17 protein-coding genes are annotated in these 18,935 nt (G+C 63.1%); 8 read left to right on the top strand and 9 right to left on the bottom strand.

The window, feature by feature from the left end; all coding sequences use genetic code 11:
* Positions 1 to 84 precede the first annotated feature (84 nt).
* The 5 genes from FCE95_RS10910 (at position 85) to FCE95_RS10930 (ending at position 4,298) form a co-directional block, all read left to right on the top strand.
* The gene (locus tag FCE95_RS10910; RefSeq protein ID WP_137267043.1) at positions 85 to 780 is read left to right on the top strand and encodes a DUF6776 family protein; all 696 of its coding nucleotides are present in this window, start codon (positions 85 to 87) and stop codon (positions 778 to 780) included.
* A 16-nt stretch (positions 781 to 796) separates the two neighbouring features.
* Positions 797 to 1,243, top strand: coding sequence for a bactofilin family protein (locus tag FCE95_RS10915; RefSeq protein ID WP_137267044.1), 447 nt, complete (start codon positions 797 to 799; stop codon positions 1,241 to 1,243).
* Positions 1,244 to 1,442: 199 nt separating this feature from the next.
* Positions 1,443 to 1,817, top strand: coding sequence for an iron-sulfur cluster insertion protein ErpA (erpA, locus tag FCE95_RS10920; protein ID WP_137267045.1), 375 nt, complete (start codon positions 1,443 to 1,445; stop codon positions 1,815 to 1,817).
* A gap of 642 nt (positions 1,818 to 2,459) precedes the next feature.
* Positions 2,460 to 3,377, top strand: a complete 918-nt coding sequence (nudC, locus tag FCE95_RS10925; protein WP_137267046.1) for an NAD(+) diphosphatase — start codon at positions 2,460 to 2,462, stop codon at positions 3,375 to 3,377.
* Between the two features lie 9 nt (positions 3,378 to 3,386).
* Entirely contained in the window at positions 3,387 to 4,298 is a 912-nt protein-coding gene (locus tag FCE95_RS10930) for a hypothetical protein (RefSeq protein ID WP_137267047.1), read from the top strand.
* A gap of 46 nt (positions 4,299 to 4,344) precedes the next feature.
* Here the strand turns inward: FCE95_RS10930 and FCE95_RS10935 are convergent, their stop codons facing one another.
* Positions 4,345 to 6,231: an MFS transporter gene (locus FCE95_RS10935; RefSeq protein WP_137267048.1), complete on the bottom strand. Its 1,887-nt coding sequence runs from the start codon at positions 6,229 to 6,231 to the stop codon at positions 4,345 to 4,347.
* A gap of 355 nt (positions 6,232 to 6,586) precedes the next feature.
* Between FCE95_RS10935 and FCE95_RS10940 the strand changes: the two genes are divergently transcribed.
* The 3 genes from FCE95_RS10940 to FCE95_RS10950 all read left to right on the top strand — a co-directional run bounded on the left by FCE95_RS10940 (position 6,587) and on the right by FCE95_RS10950 (position 11,082).
* Positions 6,587 to 8,299 carry a TrbL/VirB6 family protein gene (locus FCE95_RS10940; protein ID WP_137267049.1) on the top strand — a complete coding sequence of 571 codons (1,713 nt, stop codon included), beginning with the start codon at positions 6,587 to 6,589 and terminating at the stop codon, positions 8,297 to 8,299.
* Between the two features lie 580 nt (positions 8,300 to 8,879).
* Entirely contained in the window at positions 8,880 to 9,953 is a 1,074-nt protein-coding gene (locus FCE95_RS10945) for an IS3 family transposase (protein WP_137267050.1), read from the top strand.
* Positions 9,954 to 10,449: 496 nt separating this feature from the next.
* Positions 10,450 to 11,082, top strand: coding sequence for an MT-A70 family methyltransferase (locus tag FCE95_RS10950; RefSeq protein ID WP_137267051.1), 633 nt, complete (start codon positions 10,450 to 10,452; stop codon positions 11,080 to 11,082).
* Positions 11,083 to 11,109: 27 nt separating this feature from the next.
* Here the strand turns inward: FCE95_RS10950 and FCE95_RS10955 are convergent, their stop codons facing one another.
* The 8 genes from FCE95_RS10955 to FCE95_RS10990 all read right to left on the bottom strand — a co-directional run bounded on the left by FCE95_RS10955 (position 11,110) and on the right by FCE95_RS10990 (position 18,880).
* Complete coding sequence (locus tag FCE95_RS10955) at positions 11,110 to 11,910, bottom strand: BglII/BstYI family type II restriction endonuclease (RefSeq protein ID WP_137267052.1); 801 nt, start codon at positions 11,908 to 11,910, stop codon at positions 11,110 to 11,112.
* Positions 11,911 to 11,964: 54 nt separating this feature from the next.
* Positions 11,965 to 13,245, bottom strand: a complete 1,281-nt coding sequence (gene purD / locus FCE95_RS10960) for a phosphoribosylamine--glycine ligase (protein WP_137267053.1) — start codon at positions 13,243 to 13,245, stop codon at positions 11,965 to 11,967.
* Positions 13,246 to 13,415: 170 nt separating this feature from the next.
* Positions 13,416 to 14,990 (bottom strand): bifunctional phosphoribosylaminoimidazolecarboxamide formyltransferase/IMP cyclohydrolase, encoded by a 1,575-nt coding sequence (purH, locus tag FCE95_RS10965; RefSeq protein WP_137267054.1) that lies wholly within the window; start codon positions 14,988 to 14,990, stop codon positions 13,416 to 13,418.
* Positions 14,991 to 15,181: 191 nt separating this feature from the next.
* Positions 15,182 to 15,448 (bottom strand): DNA-binding transcriptional regulator Fis, encoded by a 267-nt coding sequence (gene fis, locus FCE95_RS10970; protein ID WP_137267055.1) that lies wholly within the window; start codon positions 15,446 to 15,448, stop codon positions 15,182 to 15,184.
* Between the two features lie 116 nt (positions 15,449 to 15,564).
* Positions 15,565 to 16,506 carry a DUF3426 domain-containing protein gene (locus tag FCE95_RS10975; RefSeq protein WP_137267056.1) on the bottom strand — a complete coding sequence of 314 codons (942 nt, stop codon included), beginning with the start codon at positions 16,504 to 16,506 and terminating at the stop codon, positions 15,565 to 15,567.
* 19 nt (positions 16,507 to 16,525) lie between these two features.
* Positions 16,526 to 17,449 (bottom strand): 50S ribosomal protein L11 methyltransferase, encoded by a 924-nt coding sequence (gene prmA / locus FCE95_RS10980; protein ID WP_137267057.1) that lies wholly within the window; start codon positions 17,447 to 17,449, stop codon positions 16,526 to 16,528.
* A 112-nt stretch (positions 17,450 to 17,561) separates the two neighbouring features.
* Positions 17,562 to 17,861, bottom strand: coding sequence for an antibiotic biosynthesis monooxygenase family protein (locus tag FCE95_RS10985; protein WP_137267058.1), 300 nt, complete (start codon positions 17,859 to 17,861; stop codon positions 17,562 to 17,564).
* Positions 17,858 to 18,880 carry an alpha/beta hydrolase gene (locus FCE95_RS10990; RefSeq protein ID WP_137267059.1) on the bottom strand — a complete coding sequence of 341 codons (1,023 nt, stop codon included), beginning with the start codon at positions 18,878 to 18,880 and terminating at the stop codon, positions 17,858 to 17,860. Before FCE95_RS10990 ends, FCE95_RS10985 begins: the two co-directional genes overlap by 4 nt.
* Positions 18,881 to 18,935: the final 55 nt, after the last annotated feature.

Below are 18,935 nucleotides of genomic sequence, written 5' to 3' on the forward strand. Positions count from 1 at the left end.
CGCCGCGGGCCGCACGCGGCGAGTATAGGCATGCATGCTTAATGCCGAACGTACAATCGTCGCCCACCCCGTCGCGAGCCCCCCATGAGCGCTCCCACGCCCGATCCGCGTTTCGTGATCGTCCCCGCACGCCGCCACGCCTGGCGTTGGGGCCTGCTGATCGCCTTGCTGTGGCTGGCATCGCTGGCTGCGGTGTGGTGGTTGTTCGGCCGCGCCGCCGAGCCCGCCGCCGCGGCCGGACCTTCGCCGGAACAATCCGCGCAGTCTCAACAGCAACTGGCGACGCTGCAGATGTCCGACCGGATCAGCCGCCAGGCGAACCGGGAACTGCAGCAGACCCTGGCCGAACGCGAAGAGGAAATCGCCGGCCTGCGGGCGGACGTGGCCTTCTACGAGCGTTTGGTCGGCGCCACCGGCCAGCGCAAGGGTTTGAACGTGCACGAAATCCAGATGCGCCGCGACAACGACGGCAGCTGGCGCTACACCGCCACGCTCACCCAGAACTTGAATCGGGGCGCTGTCACTAAAGGTGACCTGACTCTCAGTGTGGAAGGCACCCGCGATGGCAAACTGACCCGGCTGGATTGGGGACAACTGCTGCAGAATCCGCAGGCGCCCGCGCAACGCTTCGAATTCCGCTATTTCCAGCGGCTCGAAGGCAGCGTGCTGTTGCCGCAGGGATTCGTGCCGGGCCGAGTGATCGCCCGGGCGCGCGCCGACGGGGGCGGAAGCGCGGAGCAGGCGTTCTCCTGGCAGGACGCCATTGCGACCACCGAGTGATGGGGAGAGCACCGACATGTTCGATCGAGACAAAGAACGCATCCGACGCGCCCAGCGCGCCGGCCAAGTCGACACGCTGATCGGCGAGAAAGTCGTCATCCGCGGCGACATCCATTTCAGCGGCGGGCTGTACCTGGCCGGACGCGTGCACGGCTCGATCAGCGCGCAGGACCCGGGCGCGATCCTGACCCTGGCCGAAAGCGGCCTGGTCGAAGGCGAAGTGCGCGCGCCGGTGGTGGTGATCAACGGCGAATTGCGCGGCGACGTCCACGCCAGCGAGCGGGTCGAATTGGCCAGCAACGCGCGGGTGCTGGGCAACATCCACTACAAAGTGGTGGAAATGGCCGCCGGCGCGGCGATCAGCGGCCGCCTGCTGCATGCCGAGACCCAGCAACTGCATGCCGTGCCCGAGGCCGAGCATGCGCCGGATCGGCCGCTGCGGCTGAACACCGCGGCCGCCTGAACAGAAACTCCGGCGGAAGCGCGTAGCCCGGGTAAGCGCAGCGCACCCGGGAACACGCTGCGATTCGCCCCGGGTGCGCTGCGGTTACCCGGGCTACGCCCGCTGTCGGGGCTGAAGCCCCTCCCACAAAAGCCGCTGCGCAACGCAGCGGATCGGCCACGGGATTGAAAACCCGCGGCCGGCGGCCCATCTTGTCGGCATGGATATCGTCTCCGCCGGCTCCACGCCCCATTACCAGCAGCTCGACGCGCCGCTGCTCTTCAGCCCCGCCGCCGCCGCCAAGGTGCGCGAGCTGGTGAAGGAAGAGGGCAACGCCGCGCTCAAATTGCGCGTCTACATCCAGGGCGGCGGCTGCTCCGGCTTCCAGTACGGCTTCGAATTCGACGAACAGCAGGCCGAAGACGATCTGGCGATCGAAACCGACGGCGTCGTCCTGCTGGTCGATCCGCTCAGCCTGCAATACCTGATGGGCGCGGAAGTCGACTACACCGAAAGCCTGCACGGCGCGCAGTTCGTGATCCGCAATCCGAACGCGAAGACCACCTGCGGCTGCGGCAGCAGCTTCACCGTCTGATCGTCTGAGGCGTCGGTAATTACCGTCATCCCAGCGAAAGCTGGGATCCATTTTGCTTTTGCCGTTGCCTTTAAGCCGTCATCCCCGCGAAGGCGGGACTGCGGAGGCAGGACGCCGGAGCGAACATTGGCGAAGCCGATGGCCCGAAGGGCGCGCCGCAGGAGCGTCGCGTAATCCAGTGACTTCGCTTTTGCTCGTCGCCTTGCTCTTGCCGTCATCCCGGCGAAAGCCGGGACCCAGGGCTCCGATATTCGTGCAGATCGCGGTGCGGCTCGCTACATGGACAAAAGCTTCCGGGCTGACGCCCGGGTCACTTTCTTTACTGGCATAAAGAAAGTAACCAAAGAAAGTGCCTAACTTCAACGGCGGTGCGTGAAGTCGCGCGTCTCAATCCGCCGGGCGTTGCGGCTGGACAGCACGCCGATTCTCGGTCTCGGCCCGAAGTTCGATGGCAGGCGGTTGGTTCGACGTCGCTTCGCTGCGTGGTCGCTGGCAGGCCTGGGGTGAGAGCCTGCCGCGCCTGAAAACAAAAGCGTCGTTGCGAGTCGGCCGCGTCGGCCTAGATCTCGACCTGCGCCTAGGATGACGGCATTTTGACGGCTCCGAGTACACTGCCTCCGCCGCAGCGTCGTCCAGAACCACATGGCCCCGCAAAACCCCCGCGACCCGCAACCCACCTTCGCCTTCTCCGATCCGGGCCCGGACCGCGCCGATCACTTGCGCGACGATCCCACCGCCCTCGCCGCGCTGTGGAAGAACGGCAAAGTCCTGCTGATCGACGGCGAAGGCCAAACCAGCGCCGACGCCGACAAGCATCTGCTCGCCGCCGCCGGCGCCGAACTCGACTACGCCGCGCTGCAACCCGTATTCCTCGGCCTGCGCGGCGACGAAGCCTGGTTCGCCGCGCGCACCGCCGAAGCCGACACCGACGCCGCGCCGCGCATCGATCTGCGCAACGCCGCCGCGCTGTGGCCCGGCTTCGAAGCCAGCGTGTTCGCGCAGGCGCGCGCGCTGCTGCATTGGCAAAGCCGCCATCGCCATTGCAGCGTGTGCGGCGGCGCGCTCGAATTCCTGCGCGGCGGCTGGCTCGGCCGCTGCTCCGCCTGCGCCGCGGAACATTACCCGCGCACCGATCCGGCCGTGATCGTGGCCATCACCGACGGCGAACGCCTGCTGCTAGGCCGCCAGGCCGCGTGGCCGCCGCACCGCTATTCCACTTTGGCCGGCTTCGTCGAACCCGGCGAATCGCTGGAGCAAACCGTGGTGCGCGAAGTGTTCGAGGAAAGCGGCGTGCGCGTGCGCAGCAGCCGTTATCTCGCCTCGCAACCCTGGCCGTTTCCCGGTTCGTTGATGCTGGGCTTCATCGCCCGCGCCGAACCCGACGAACCGCGCGCCAGCGACGAACTCGAGGACGCGCGCTGGTTCACCCGCGACCAGATCGGCGCGGCGATGCGCGGCGCGTCCGGCGAAGGCGGATTGCTGCTGTCGCCGTCGATCTCCATCTCGCGCTGGCTGATCGAAACCTGGTACGACAACCCCGGCGCCGCGCCCTCGCGCTAGAATCCAATCATGTCGACCACCCTGATCGCCGTCGTCGTCGCTTTGCTGTTGGGCCACGCGGCCCAATCCCTGGCCGCATCGGTGCGTCATTACGGCTGGTGGGGCAATTGGCTGCGCTGGCTGGGCGCGCAGTTCGGCGAAGGCGGGTTCTGGCGCGGCCGCTACGGCATCGCCGCCGCGCTGCTGCCCCCGGTGGTGACCGTGGCGCTGTTCCAACTGGCGCTGGACGAACCGCTCCTGGGCCTGGCCGGCTTGCTGCTCAACATCGCGGTGCTGTTTTACGCCTGGGGTCCGCGCGACCTGGACTTGGACGTGGACGCGATCGCGCAGGCGCAAGACCCGGTCGCGCGCCGCGACGCCGCCGCGCGCCTGTGGCCGCACGACCAATCGCCGTCGCTGGACGGCCCGAGCCTGGTCGATGCCGTGTTCCGCAACGGCCTGCGCCGCTGGTTCGGCGTGCTGTTCTGGTTCCTGCTGTTCGGCGCCTGTGGCGCGCTGCTGTACCGCCTGACCGCGCTCGCCGCGGAAGGCGACGAATCGCATCTGCTGCCCGGCGAAAACGCGAGCGGCGCGCGCGCCTTCCTGACGCTGCTGGACTGGCCGGTGGCGCAGCTGATGACGCTGTCGATGGCCTTGGTCGGCAATTTCGATACCGTGCTCGGCGCCTGGAAAGAAGGCGGCGGCGCATCGCTGCAGATGAACACCGATTTCCTCGGCGCCGTCGCCCGCGCCAGCGTGCGCAGCGAGATGGCCGACGAAGCGCAGGACTACGCCGAATCCGGCGTCGCCAGCGGCACCGCCGTCATCGCCCAAATGGGCGAGATGCCCGAACTGCGCGACGCGATGAGCCTGATCTGGCGCATTCTGCTGCTATGGCTGGCGGTGATCGCCTTGTTCGTGATCGCCGGCTGGGTGACCTAGCCGCGCTTGTTGTTGCCCCCTTTTTCAAAGGGAGCAACGGCAAGAGCTACGCCGCGTCGCCGCGCAATGCCCGCACTTTCGCTTCCAACATTTCCGCCGTCGCCTCGCGCCCGTCCACCGGCGCATCCGCCGCCACTTCCACATGCGCGCGGAAGCGCCGCGGCACGCGCATGCGGCCCATGCGGTTGTCGCGATGGCTCCACATGCTGCTCCACATCCCGCGCAGCGCCATCGGCACCACCGGCACCGGCCGCTTGGCCAAAACGCGCTCCACGCCCGACTTGAACGCGGCGATCTCGCCGTCCGTCGTCAACCGGCCTTCCGGGAAAATCCCCACGATTTCGCCTTCGGCCAGCGCGGCGTCGATCTCCTCGAACGCCTTCTCCATCAACGCCGGATCCTCCTTCGCCCCGGCGATCGGAATCGCCTTCGCATTGCGGAAGATGAAGCGCATCACCGGGATGTTGAAGATCTTGTAGTACATGACGAAGCGCACCGGCCGCGGAATGCTGGCCGACAAAATCAGCGCGTCCATATAGCTGACGTGGTTGCACACGATCAGCGCCGGCCCTTCGTCCGGCACGTTCTTTTCGATGCCGTGCAGCTTCAGCCGGTACATCGACCGCACCAGCACCCAGCTCAGGAACCGCATCGCGAATTCGGGCACGATGCTGAAGATGTAGATCGCCACCAGCGCATTGGCGATGGCCAGCGCCAGGAACACCTGCGGGATCGTCCAGCCGAAGAAACGCTGCACCACGATGCCCAGCACCGCCGCCAGCACGATGAACAACGCGTTCTGGATGTTCATGCCGGCGATGACGCGCGACAGCTCGTCTTTCGGCGTGCGGCTCTGGATCAGCGCGAACAGCGGCACCACGAACATGCCGGCGAAGAAGCCGATGCCGGTCAGGTCCAGCATGATCCGCCAGCTGCCGGCCTGCTGCACGAATTGCGGAATCGTCAGTCCGGACGCCGGCGCCAGGCCGCTGCGCGCGAAATACAGATCCACCATGAAGGCGCTGATGCCGAACGCGCCCAGCGGCACCAGGCCGATTTCCACCGTGCGCGCCGACAGTTTCTCGCACACCAGCGAGCCGGCGCCGGTGCCGATCGAGAACAGCGCCAGGGCGAAGATGTACAGCGGCTGCAATCCGCCCAGGTTCGTTTCGGCATAGGTCGGCAGCTGCGCGGTCAGCACGGTGCCGACGAACCAGAACCAGGACACGCCCAGGATCGAATTGCGCACCGCCAGCTGCTTGCGAGTGAGCCGCCAGATGGCCAGCGATTCGGGCAGCGGGTTCCAGTTGATCTTCAGGTCCGGCGCGCCGGCTTCGGCGCGCGGAATCGCGCGGCTGACCGTATTGCCCAGCACCGCCAGCGCGATCACCGCCGTGGCCGCCGCTACTGGCCCGTGGCTACCGGCCAGCTGGAAGATCAGCCCGCCGAAGATCATCCCGCACAGGATGGAAATGGACGTGCCCATCTCCACCAAGCCGTTGCCGCCGGTCAGCTCCTCCGGCTTCAGCACCGAGGGCAGGATGGAGTACTTCACCGGCCCGAACAGGGTGGACTGCACCCCGGTGCAGAACAGCGCCACCAGCAGCACGGCCATGTTCTGGGTCAAAAAGCCCACCGCCGCCAGCGTCATGATCGCGATCTCCATCGTCGTGGTGATCCGGATCAGCTTGGATTTCTCCAGCTTTTCGGCGATCTGCCCGGCATGGGCCGAGAACAGGAAGTAGGGCAGGATGAACAGCGCCGGCGCCAGATTGGTGTACAGCGTCCGCTGCTCCGGCGTGACCCCCAGCCAGAACAACAGCCCGATGATCGCCTGCCGGTAGACGTTGTCGTTGAACGCGCCCAGGGACTGGACCAGGAAGAAGGGCAGGAAGCGGCGCTGCTTGAGGAGTTCGAACTGGTTGTGGGCCATAGGTCCGGGCCGGGCTGCGGTGGGGCGAGCCTACCAGAGGCGGTTGGCGGTCCGCAGGTCAATCGTTTTGCACACCGATCTTTATAGGGATAAATCGCGGGTTGCTGCTTCAGTTATTCCATATTCCAGAATGCGGAATATTTGGGGTTTCGGAGACAAGGCGGGTCTGCTGACGGCAGTTGTGGCTCGCAGGTCAATCGTTTTGCACACCGATCTATATAAGGATAAATTGCGGACTGCGGGTCAATTGTTTGCGGACAGGCTTTCGCGCTTGAACTCGCGACATAGCGCATGGCCATCGTCATGCGCGGCTTCCGTCTCTTGAGCTTCCAACACATGGAAGGGAGACGGAAAGATGGCCGAGGCTTCGACGCTTTTGTTCGATGGACTGAACGCCTTGCACGGCGGCCCGCTCGATGATGCCAGCGGCTATGTCTTCTACCGCGAGCTCTACGGCCACCTCGATGGCATGGTCAAGCAGTTTGGCCTAGATCTATTCGGCCGCATGCTGGCCTGGATTAGCGCCGCTGCGACCATGCTGCTCACCTTGTGGCTGCTGATCGAGGGCTATCGCATCCTCATCGGCCACTCGCAGCGTTCGATGACGGCGTTTGTCACCGACATGCTGCAGGCGGTGATGATCGCCACCCTCGCCACCGGTTCGGCTTTGGGCGGCAGCACCTTGTACGACTGGGTCGGCCATGACTTCGGCCAGATGGTCCACCATGTCCTGACCGGCCAGGATGGCGACGTCTTCGAAGGCATCGACCGCACGCTTGGTTACATGCAATTGGCCTTCGGATTCATCGACGAAATACAGACCGGCGCTAACGAAGCGCTGGAAGACGACAAGCTCCGCAACCTGAGCCTCGTCGCCTTGGGCATGGGCGGTCCGGCCATCGTCGCCGGGGCTTTGCTACTTATGTACAAGGTGATGCTGGCGCTGTGTCTGGGTTTCGCGCCGCTGTTCGTGCTGTGCCTGCTGTTTCCGCAGACCAAGACGCTGTTCTGGAACTGGCTGAACTACCTGGTCGGCACCTTGTTCGCCCTATCGGTACTGCACGTCATGGCCGCGATCGCTACGGACATGATTTGCGCCGTCGCGGTCACTTTCTGGACGGGCAAGCTTACCGGCGCAACGGTGGAAGGCGTCAACAGTCTGGCGATGCAGCAAGGTGGCCTGGGGCTGCTGCTGACTACATTGATCATGGGCGCGCCGGCGATAGCGGCCAAGTTCTTTAAGGGGTTGCTGGGGAACTTTAATCCCTATTCGGTGTTCGGCAGTGCGGGCGCTGGTCACTCCGGCACGACTGGTGCCTCTCGTGCGCATTCGCATACACCTGCATACGCGAGCCCGGGTCGCCGCTTGCATACGCCCATGCATGCGCATCGTGCGGCAATGCCCGCGCGCGCAACTGCACAAGAAGATCGGATCAAGCCGACTGAGGATACGCGGTCGTTCTTGGAGCGGTATCCGAATGCAACAGCGGCATTGAATGCCTCGGGCGGGCCGGGGGATCCGCTCCCGGAAGCGATACGGGCTGCTGCTAGCGACGCTTCCCGTCTCAGGGTCTATTCGGATGCGGATATTCAATTCGTCATGACAGAAAGGATGGAAACGCCGTCTGGCGGATATCTAGAGAAACCAAGATTTCTTGAACCCGGGTCAGGCGAATACGAAGCCGCTAAAGCAAGGTTCGGGTCGGCCAACCTGCGCGAAATAGCGAATGCCGTGAACACGTTAGGCGAAAAATTGGCTCGGCGAGGCGATCCAGAAGAAATTAGAACATTCAACAACATCAGATCGATTGCGGTAGAGGTAAACCCGGGGCATGCGCACGGTGCCACGTATTCGGCCAAGGCACATGACGGCGCCATCTACATCAATCCAGAGATATTTGCAGATTATTCGGAGTTAAGACAGGCAAACCGCATGGCTCATGAGTTCCGACATCTGATGAAAATCAATCAAGAGCTAACTGGGTCAGAGTACGCGGCAAAGCACTCTCCCGCAGAAAACGATGCGGAAGAATTTGCCAAGGAGCTATTCGGAAAGGATTCCAAATGAAGGCAGTGCTGGTAATCGTGTTTTTGTTGCTGATTGGATGTGCACAAAAACCCATAACTTCAAGTGGGCCGTGCGATATCGAGCCGCTCGCTTCTGCCACTGATGGCCAAAGGTGCGTCTTTAAGGAAATAGCTAAACGCTGTAATGCAGTCGACGAATGCTTGGTCCATTGCTGGAACGACGGCAGGGGCAAGGGGGTGGGCGGCGGCTGCCATCACCTCTGCTGGGGCAGCAAGTCATTGGATTGGGCGCCACCCCAGTCCGTCAATCACTGCCCAGCAGAGTAGATGCCAGATGTCTCGATACCTACATATTTTCTGGGTGAACAAAAAGCCAGCGCGATATATCGCCTTCGAATTTGTATCGGAAGTGCAACCGCCGGTCTTTCAAACCGAACTAATAACGTGGGGTACGGGCCGTGAGTACATGCTGCCCGACTTGGCGCTTATTCTCAGCGCTCGAGGTTGGCTTCTATCTGATATCGCCGTGGCTTTTGAGGCCGCAGAGAAAATAGCTCGGCTGACGTTCGGTTAACACCTTCGGGAGCAGGGTTTACATTCTCGCTCTCCAGGCTAAGGCCATGCTCCACAATCTCAGTGCGACTCAAGCTGCAGAAATGCTGTTTGAGTATCAGATGACTGGGTCATTCAATCCTCTGGCCCGAAAATATGGGATTTCGCCGGCCGCGCTGCATCGTTGGCGCAGGTATTTGGGTCTAAATGCCGAGTGGATAGTTCGAGTTAAAGCGTTGGAGCACGAGCTTGCCTTAATGCGTAATCATTGCGAGAAGGTAGAGCAGAATCTCGCCATAGCTCGTCGCGTAATTATTCGGTTCCAGCCAAGTCCTCGGAAGCGCTCCGTTCTAGCAGCCCTCCTTATAGCGCAATTTCGGATCACGCATTCAAGCGCCAATTCTATTGTTGGCCTTTCTAAAAAGACGGGCCGCAATAAGAGCTGGATGGTGAAAGAAAACGAGTTAGTAGGAATGATGGAGGGCTTTCTTGCGGAGAACCCTGGGTACGGGTTCAGAAAGCTATTTGCAATTCTATTGAGGGATGAACCTTGCGGAAAAGGTTTGGCCCTTAGGCTTTATAAGAAGTTTGGGTTCGAGATCGGAACTAGAAAAATTAAGCCCAAGGTGCCGGTGCGAATCTTCAAGCCGATGGCGGTTCAAATCGAACCAAACACAGTTTGGTCTATGGATTTAATGACCGACGTTTTATCAAGTGGAAAAAGATTCTGGGTATTGAATGTCTTGGACGATTTTAATCGAGAAGCTGTAGTGATAAAGGTTTTAATGCGGCCGACAGTCAAAGCAGTGATTGCGGCATTAGATGAGGTAGTAAATTTCAGAAAACCTAAGTGTATTCGCACAGATAACGGCGCAGAGTTCAAAGCCGTAACTTATCGATTTTGGGCAAAGCGACGGCACATATACTGCGAATACACCCGTTTTAAGACACCTACCGATAATGCTTATGTTGAGAGTTTTAACGGAACTCTCAGGCGGGAAATATTCAATCACTTTCGGTTTGCGGACACACGAAGCTTGCAACGGATGCTAGATGATTGGCGCATTCGATATAACCTTGGCCGACCTCATTCCGCATTGCAGGGACTTTCACCTGCGCAGTTCGCGATGTTGATGGCTTAAGCCAGAAGGGTGCCGGAGCTCGTATGCCGGCCGTGCCGGAAAGGGGCTGCCCGATGGGTTGTTGGTAGCTGTGGCGTTCGCGATAGATTTTGTAGAACCTATCGACAAACTACGTTATTTGTGCATACCATGGCCTCCAGGAGGAAGCCATGGAAGCAGGGCCAAATGCTCTCCGAGAACCGACGGCGCGTGAGTTGATTGAGGTGGGGTCGATCAAAACGGCCCATGCTGTTGGTCGAGCGGGAGGGTTTGCCATCGTGTTTCACTGCGGCGCAGCTGAGCGGTGCTTAGCCAATGCGCGTGGAGGAGTGCGCCTGTTCTCTAACCTAACAACCCTCGGAATTTACTTGCAGCGGCTCGGAATCTCAGGTTTTGAGGTTGACATGAGCAACTATCAGCCTGGACGGCTGAGGCCTCCTCGCCCTGACCGGGCAGAGGCCTTACGAAAGACCCGAACACGGCTACGTCAAGCTGACTTACTGGAACCCATATACCGATGACTGCCTCTGATGACTTCCTTCGCCGTGTCCGTGGCCGTCGTTTTGCGACCGTGCTAGCGGATCCTCCGTGGCGTTTTCAGAATCGTACTGGGAAGGTCGCACCGGAGCATCGACGCCTGAACCGCTATGGCACGATGACTTTAGAAGAAATATGCGAACTTCCTGTTGCGCAAGCTTGCCGCGATACCGCACACCTTTATCTTTGGGTTCCCAATGCATTGTTGCCCGAGGGGATACGTGTCCTCCAGGAATGGGGGTTCACGTACAAGTCGAATCTTGTGTGGCACAAGATAAGGAAGGATGGCGGGCCTGATGGTCGCGGCGTTGGGTTTTATTTCCGAAATACAACAGAGCTTGTGCTTTTCGGCACCCGTGGTAAGAACGCGCGCACGCTTCCCCCGGCGCGCAGCACTGTCAACATTATTAAAACGCAGAAGCGAGAGCACTCAAGAAAACCAGATGAGATGTATGGTCTCATTGAGGAGTGCAGCCCCGGCCCATATCTCGAGCTATTCGCACGGGGTACGCGTAAAGGATGGGCTACATGGGGTAATCAGGCGGATGAATATGCGCCTACATGGTCTACCTATGCCAATCACTCTCAAGCGGTTAATGTGCCAGCAGAATAAGTAAGTCGTAGTCCTGATTGGACGAGATTACTCGGCGTTATCTTCTGGTTGGATCACATCTTTTGCCGCATCGTCAATAGATAGCCCTGCGGGGAAGGTAACGATGCTCGGAGGTAATCCAATCAAAAGTAATGGGCATGGGTGACCTACTCCACGCTGTACACGATCTTCAAGTTTGCGCCAATGTGTTGTTGCCTGCCCATATTTGTCCGATATAAAAGCGCTTGCCCACGCATCCACAAAAGAAAGCGGATTGCGTTTCCTCTTCACACGTGAGTCGATAGCTTGACGTTGGCGCGTAGTTCTTTCGATATTTAAGCGAGCAAGATCTTCAAATGAAGATATCTCTTGGTCGCGACCATATTGGGTGACAAGCTCGAGCAGCTTGATTTGTAGCTCTTGTCCACGAGTTACAATTGCGCCAACGCTGATCGCTCCTTCAGCATGAAGGCGCTTGAAGTTCTCTAGATCTCGATCGAAGAATGGATCTTTGTTATTCCATTCTAATTCAAGGGCTATGACACCCTTTTCAAGGGTACGGACATGATCTACTTCATGTGAGGTAGAGCCGCGATCTGTACCGTTGATCGTTTTCTTAATTTCAAAATTGGTTTTTTTCCACCCTTCGACAGCGAGCGATCGGCGAAGGCGTTGGGTGCCTTTTGATTCCCCGCCCCCCGAGCCAATAATTTCTTGAACCGGTATTTCGAACTCGAGCAACTTTGACTCAAGCTCTTTTACGGCTATAGGAAAGTCAATTTCGAGTATCGCCTGTGCGTGGGACAGGAATACTATTTCGAAGCCCTTCGAGCGAAGTTGTTCGAACACTGTCAAGCCCCCGAATGCCTACAGGCGTGACATCCTAATACATAGCAGCCTAAATCAGGCTCTGCTAATAGCTCGCCATCCAATGTCGTGCCGATGAAACTCCCCATGCCAGGAGATCCCACCCACTTCGGCATACGCCTTCTTCTGCGCATCGGCAACGCTGTCGCCTAACGCACACACGCACAACACCCGCCCGCCCGCGGTGACCACTTGGCCGTCGACCAGCTTGGTCCCGGCATGGAACACCTTGGTATCGGCCACGTCGGGCACGTCCCAGCTGCTGATGGGGTCGCCCAGGCGCGGGGTGCCGGGGTAGCCTTCGGCGGCCATCACCACGCCCAGGCTGGGGCGGGGGTCCCAGCGGACTTCGGCGCCGGCCAGTCGGGCGTCGATGGCGGCTTCCACCAGATCCAGCAGGTCCGATTGCAGGCGCATCATCACCGGCTGCGTTTCCGGGTCGCCGAAGCGCACGTTGAACTCGATCACCTTCGGCGCGCCGGCCTTGTCGATCATCAGCCCCGCGTACAGGAAACCGGTGAACGGGACGCCGTCGCTGGCCATGCCGCGCACCGTCGGCTCCACGATCTCGCGCATCACCCGCGCATGCACCTCGGGCGTCACCACCGGCGCCGGCGAATACGCGCCCATGCCGCCCGTGTTCGGGCCCGTGTCGCCGTCGCCCACGCGCTTGTGGTCTTGCGACGTGGCCATCGGCACCGCCGTCCGGCCGTCGACCACCGAAATGAAACTGGCTTCCTCGCCGTCCAGGAATTCCTCGATCACCACCCGCGAACCCGCCGCACCGAACGCATTGCCGGCCAGCATGTCGCGGATGGCTTCTTCGGCCTCATTCAACGTCATCGCCACGATCACGCCCTTGCCCGCGGCCAGGCCATCGGCCTTCACCACGATCGGCGCGCCCTTGTCGCGCACGTACGCGAGCGCCTCGTCCACGTTCGTGTGCACCGCGTAATGCGCGGTGGGGATGCCGTGGCGGGCCAGGAAATCCTTGGCGAACGCCTTGCTGCCCTCCAACTGCGCCGCCGCGGCAGTGGGGCCGAACACGCGCAAGCCCGCGGCGCGGAAACGGTCGACCACGCCGGCCACCAGCGGGCCTTCGGGGCCGACCACGGTGACGGCGACGTTTTCGTTCTTCGCCAACGCGAGCAGGGCGTCGATGTCGCTCGCGGCGATGTCGATGTTGCGGCACTTGGTTTCGGTCGCGGTGCCGGCGTTGCCGGGAGCGACCAGCACTTCAGTGATGCGCGGCGATTGCGCGAGTTTCCAGGCCAGGGCGTGTTCGCGGCCGCCGGAGCCGATGACGAGGATTTTCATGCGTCGCAGTCTCCTGAATTCTTCGTCGCGCTGCTTTTGGCCCCTCTCCCCTCGGGAGGGGTTGGGGTGAGGGTTCGGCGGAGCGTCGCAAGCTGGAACGACGTCGTACTCCGAACCCTCATCCGCCCTTCGGGCACCTTCTCCCGGTGGGAGAAGGGAAAAACAAAAGCTTAGTGCCGGAAATGCCGCACGCCGGTGAACACCATCGCCAAGCCATGCTCGTCCGCCGCGGCGATCACCTCAGCGTCGCGCATCGAACCGCCCGGCTGGATCACGGCCTTGATGCCCACCGCCGCAGCGGCGTCGATGCCGTCGCGGAACGGGAAGAAGGCGTCGGACGCCATCACCGAGCCCGGCACGGCGAGGCCGGCTTCCTCGGCCTTCAAGCCGGCGATCTTGGCGCTGATCACGCGGCTCATCTGCCCGGCGCCGATGCCGACCGTGCGATGGTCCTTGGCGTAGACGATGGCGTTGGATTTGACGTACTTGGCCACGCGCCAGGCGAAGAGCAAATCGTCCAGTTCGGCCGGCGTCGGCGCGCGCTTCGTGACGGTTTTCAGCTCGTCGCGGCCCACTTCGCGGTTGTCGCTGCTCTGCATCAACAAACCGGAGCCGACGCGCTTCACGTCGTACATATTGCGGCCGTCGCCGTGCGGGATGCGCAGCACGCGCACGTTGGCCTTCTTCTTGGCGTAGTCGAGCGCACCGTCCTCGTAATCCGGCGCGATCAGCACTTCCACGAATTGGCGATCCAAAATCACTTTCGCCGTGGCCGCATCCAGCTTCGTGTTGAAGGCGATGATGCCGCCGAACGCGGAGGTCGGGTCGGTCGCGTAGGCCAATTCGTAGGCGTCGCCGCAAGCCGCGCCCTGGGCGACGCCGCAGGGATTGGCGTGCTTGACGATCACGCAGGCCGGCGTCTGGAACTGGCGTACGCATTCCCAGGCGGCGTCGGCGTCGGCGAGGTTGTTGTAGCTCAGTTCCTTGCCCTGCAATTGCGTAAACGTCGCCAACGTGCCCGGCACCGGATACAGGTCGCGGTAGAACGCGCCTTGCTGATGCGGGTTCTCGCCGTAGCGCAGGTCCATCGCTTTGACGAAGTTGCCGTTTTGCTGCTGCGGAAATTCGCTGCGCGAGCCGTCGTCGTCGATCGAAGACAGATAGTTGCTGATGCAGGCGTCGTACTGCGCGACGCGATTGAACGCGGCCACGGACAGGGCGAAGCGCGTCTTCGCCGACAGCGCGCCGTCGTTCGCGTTCAATTCCTCGACGAGGCCGGCGTACTGCGAAGGTTCGGTCGCCACCGCCACGCGCGCGAAATTCTTCGCCGCCGATCTCAGCATCGCCGGGCCGCCGATGTCGATGTTCTCGACGATGTCGTCCATCGAACTGTCCGGATCGGCGGAGACTTTTTCGAACGGATACAGGTTCAGCACCAGCAGGTCGATCGGGGCGATGCCGTGCTGCGCCATCACCGCGTCGTCGGTGCCGGCGCGGCCCAGCAGGCCGCCGTGGACCACCGGGTGCAGGGTCTTGACCCGGCCGTCCATCATCTCCGGGAAACCGGTCGCCTCGGCCACGTCCTTCACCGGTAAACCCTCGTCCCGCAAGGCTTTTGCGGTGCCGCCGGTGGACATCAGCTCGACCCCGCGTGCGGCCAGGGCGCGGCCCAGATCGATCAGGCCGGTCTTGTCGGACACGGACAGCAGGGCCCGGCGGATGGGCAGGCGGTCGGGAGCGGTCATGCGTCGGGGAGGGTGCGTTGCGGAACGCGAATTGTACCGTGCCGCCGCGCTTTTGCTTTTGTGGGAGCGGCTTCAGCCGCGAGCTCTTTCGACCCATCGCGGTGAATGGACGGAAAAGCTCGCGGCTGAAGCCGCTCCCACCAAAAAACGAGAGCAGCGGAGCCAGCTCCGCTCTACACGAGCAACAGCGATCAGCTCAAGCCGTAGTCTTTGAGCTTCTTGCGTAAGGTCGCGCGATGGATGCCGAGCATGGTCGCGGCGCGGCTCTGGTTGCCTTCGCAATGGTTCAGCACTTCCACGAACAGCGGGATCTCGAACTCGCGCAAAGCGACGACATATAGATCGGCGTTGTCGCTGCCGTTCAAATCGCGCAGATAACGACGCACCGAATTGGCGACGTGGTCGCGCAAAGGCGTGCGCGGCGCGTTGCGGGCGATGTTGTCGTTGCGGTCTGGCACGGCGTTCGATCGTCAGGCTGGTTCTGGGGAGCGTGGATGTCCGCCGGGCGGGCCGCCGACGAGGGGAGGAGTCTAGCGCGCCTGCGTCGCAGCCGCCAATGAATCGGCCCCTTTCGTCAACGAAAGTCGAAGGAAAACGCGACCACGCCCGGCGCCGGCTCCATGATCTCCATACGGATCGCCGCGCTTTGGCCGGAACCGATTTCCTTTTGCGTAACTTTGTCGCCCAGATATTCCTTGGGGGCGAAGATGCGCGTGCCCAGCGCGCGGCCGTCGACGTCCGACAGCGTCAACACCAGGTCCGGCCACGGCTGCGCCCAGCGGGCGTTGTTGCGGAACGCGGCGTCGACGCGCAAGGCGCCGGGCATGTAGGGATGCTGGCGCACTTCGCGGCCGAGCATGGCGAAGGCGGCGGGCTCGCGCCACGGCGGGATCGCGCAATTCAGCGTCGCGCACAAGGAAGCGATGGCCGGCCGCCAGCGCGCGTCCGCGGCCAGTTGCGCACGGTCGGCGAGCACGATCTGCAAACCGGCGAGCAAGGCCAACCCTGCGGCGATGGCCCACAACCAAGGTGGGGTGGGGCGCTCTGCAGCGCGTTGTTTGCGTCGCGCGAAACTCGGTGCGGCGGCTTTTTTGCGGGGCTTGGGTTTATCCGGATCGGCTGGCGCTTTTTTCGCCACGCCGTCTTTTTCGCTCGCGACGGACGCGGCGGGCGCCTCGGCGAAGCCGTCGTCGCCGTCTTCGGAACGATCGGCTTCGCGCGCCGCGTCGTCGGCGGTTTCCGCAACGATGGCGGCGGGCTCGGCCGGTTCATCATCCGATGCCGCCATCGCTTCCGCTTCGGTGGCGTCTTGTTCGGCAATGGCGGCCTGGATGGGCGCGGTTTCGGTTTCTGCTTCGGCCTCGATTGAGGCTTCCGCATCGGCCGGCGCCGCATCGGCCTGTACGACTTCCGCGTCGGCGAGCGGGCTGTCGCAATACGGGCAGAAGTCGGGCGCGGCGCCGCCGACCGCGTCGGCGGCGACCAGGGAGCGGCAGCGGGGGCATTGGACGAACATGCGCCCTATTCAAACATGTTCAAACCGGTTTGCGGACGCCGTCGATGCGGACCCAGTCGCCTTCCCGGGCCACGCGCAGGTCGGCGAAGTTTTCGCCATAGCGCTGCAACAATTCCGGTTCTTGGCCATGCAGTATTCCGGACAAGGCGATCTTGCCGCCGGCCGCCACCCGCGCGGCCAGCGTGCCGGCCAGCGCGTGCAGCGCCGTGGCGAGGATGTTGGCGACCACGATGGGGTAAGTCGCGTCGGGTTCCTGTTCGGGCATGAACGCGGCGATGCGCTCGCCGACGCCGTTGCGCTCCGCGTTGTCGAGCGTGGCGGTCAAAGCCTGCGGGTCGTTGTCCACGCCGACCGCGCGCGCCGCGCCCAGTTTCAGCGCGGCCAAGGCCAGGATGCCGCTGCCGCAGCCGAAGTCGAGCACGGTCGCGCCTTGCAGTTCGCCGGCGGCGGACAGGGCGTCCAGCCATTGCAGGCACAGCGAAGTCGTCGGATGCGTGCCCGAGCCGAAGGCCAGGCCCGGATCCAGCCGCACCACCGCCGCCTGCGGGTCGTCGGCCTCTTCCGGCAGCGCGTGGTTCCACGGCACGATCCAGGTGCGCGCGCCGAAACGCAGCGGCGCGTACTGGTCCATCCAGGCGCGTTCCCAATCTTGATCGTCGACTTTGCGGAAACCGGCGCGCGACCAATCGAGCCCGGGATCGAAAGCTTCCAGCGCCGCCAGCAGCAACAACGGATCGGCGTCGTCCGGAAACAGCGCGGTCAAGGTCAGCGAATCCCACAACGGCGTTTCGCCCACGCCCGGTTCCAGGATCGCGTGCTCGTCCGTGGTGCCCGCGTCGGCGTCGAGCATGGTCACCGCGAGCGCGCCGATGTCCTCCAGCGCGTTTTCGTAGCGCGGTTGTTCGGATTCGCGGCAGCGCAGGGAGATTTCGAGGAAAGGCATGCGGCGAGTATCGTCCATTCCCCGCCGTTCGCGTAGCCCGGGAAGCGCAGCGCACCCGGGGCTTTCGTCGCAGGTGCGATAGGGCATCCCGGGTGCGCTGCGCTTACCCGGGCTACGGTGTGGTCTCGCGCACGACGTGCGCTACCCGGATGCGCCAATCCCGGAACAACGCGGTCTTGCCGCGCAGCTGCGCGTCGCGATGCGGCGGATGCTCGCGCCAGGCCGCGACGGCCTCGCCGTCGCGCCAATACGACAGCGACAGCAAGCGGTCGGGATGGGCCAGGCTTTGGAAGCGTTCGATCGACAGGAAGCCGTCGGCTTTGCGCAAATCCTCGGCAAGCGCCGCGGCGGTGGCCAAATATTCGCCACGGCCTTCCGGGTGCGGCTCCACTTCGAAGATCACCGCGATCATGCGCGCGCGCCTTCGCGCAGGAAGGACAACGTTTCGGCCCACAGCGCTTCGCGCCGCGGCTGCAGGTGCAGCCAATGGTTGCCGCCGGAAATCTTGACGTCGCGCTTGTCGCGGGTGCCGGTCAGCGCGTCGTACAGGCGCTTGGCGTCCGCGTCGGCGGCGATGTGGTCCCAATCGCCGCGCACGATCAGCGTCGGCTGGCGGATGCGCGCGCTGTCGACCAAGCTTTGTCCGGCCCACAACGCGTCGATGTCGGCGCCGGGGCCGTTGGGCACTTTCGCCGAGCGCGGCGTGCGCTGCGCGGAGGTCGGATCGCTGTCCAGATAAGCCGCGCACCAGCGGTCGATTTCGGCTTCGCTCACCGGCGTCGGTTCGTTCGCGGGCAAGCCGGCGCGTTGGCGCGGGCGTTGGTAAGCCGCGTCGATCAGCGACCAGGCCGGCGCGGGCGTTTCCTCGCGCGGGCCTTCGCGCGTGGCGACCGGGCCGAACAGCACCAGCCGCGAAACCAAGTCCGGATAGTCGATCGCCGCCTGCTGCGCGGGCAGCGTGCCCCAGGAGTGCGCGACGACGTGGATCGGCGCGCCGGGCCTGGCTGCGCGGATATGGCGCAGCGCGACGCCGATCTGCGCGGCGGCGTCCGTGCAGCGGCCGAACGGCGGCGACGCCGTCGCGTCGGCGTCGAACGCGCGCGGCCGGTCCGAATGGCCGTAGCCGGCGAAATCCAGCGCCCACGCGTCCAGACCGGCGCCTTGCCAATGATCGAGCCAAGACATGCCGTCCATGCGCCAGCCCGCCGACAGCGCCGCGGGGAACGTCGCGCCGTGCACGTACAGCACCGCATCGCCCGGCGCGGCTTGCCGGGTCAGCGCGAGCTGCAGCGTTTCTCCGCCGTGGCGCCAAGCTGCGCGTTGGAGTTGCGGCGGCGCGCTCGCGCTCGCCGGCGTTGCGCGGCCGCCGGAAGGCAAGGCCGCCATCGCCAGGCCCAGCATCGAAATCTTGATCGCGTCGCGTCGGTGCATCGCGGCCTCCCGGCCGTATGAGGATGGGAGCGATGTTGCGCTTGCATTCGCGGCG

The sequence above is a fragment of the Luteimonas gilva genome (genome assembly GCF_005239095.1).
In the GTDB taxonomy this organism is placed as follows: domain Bacteria; phylum Pseudomonadota; class Gammaproteobacteria; order Xanthomonadales; family Xanthomonadaceae; genus Luteimonas_C; species Luteimonas_C gilva.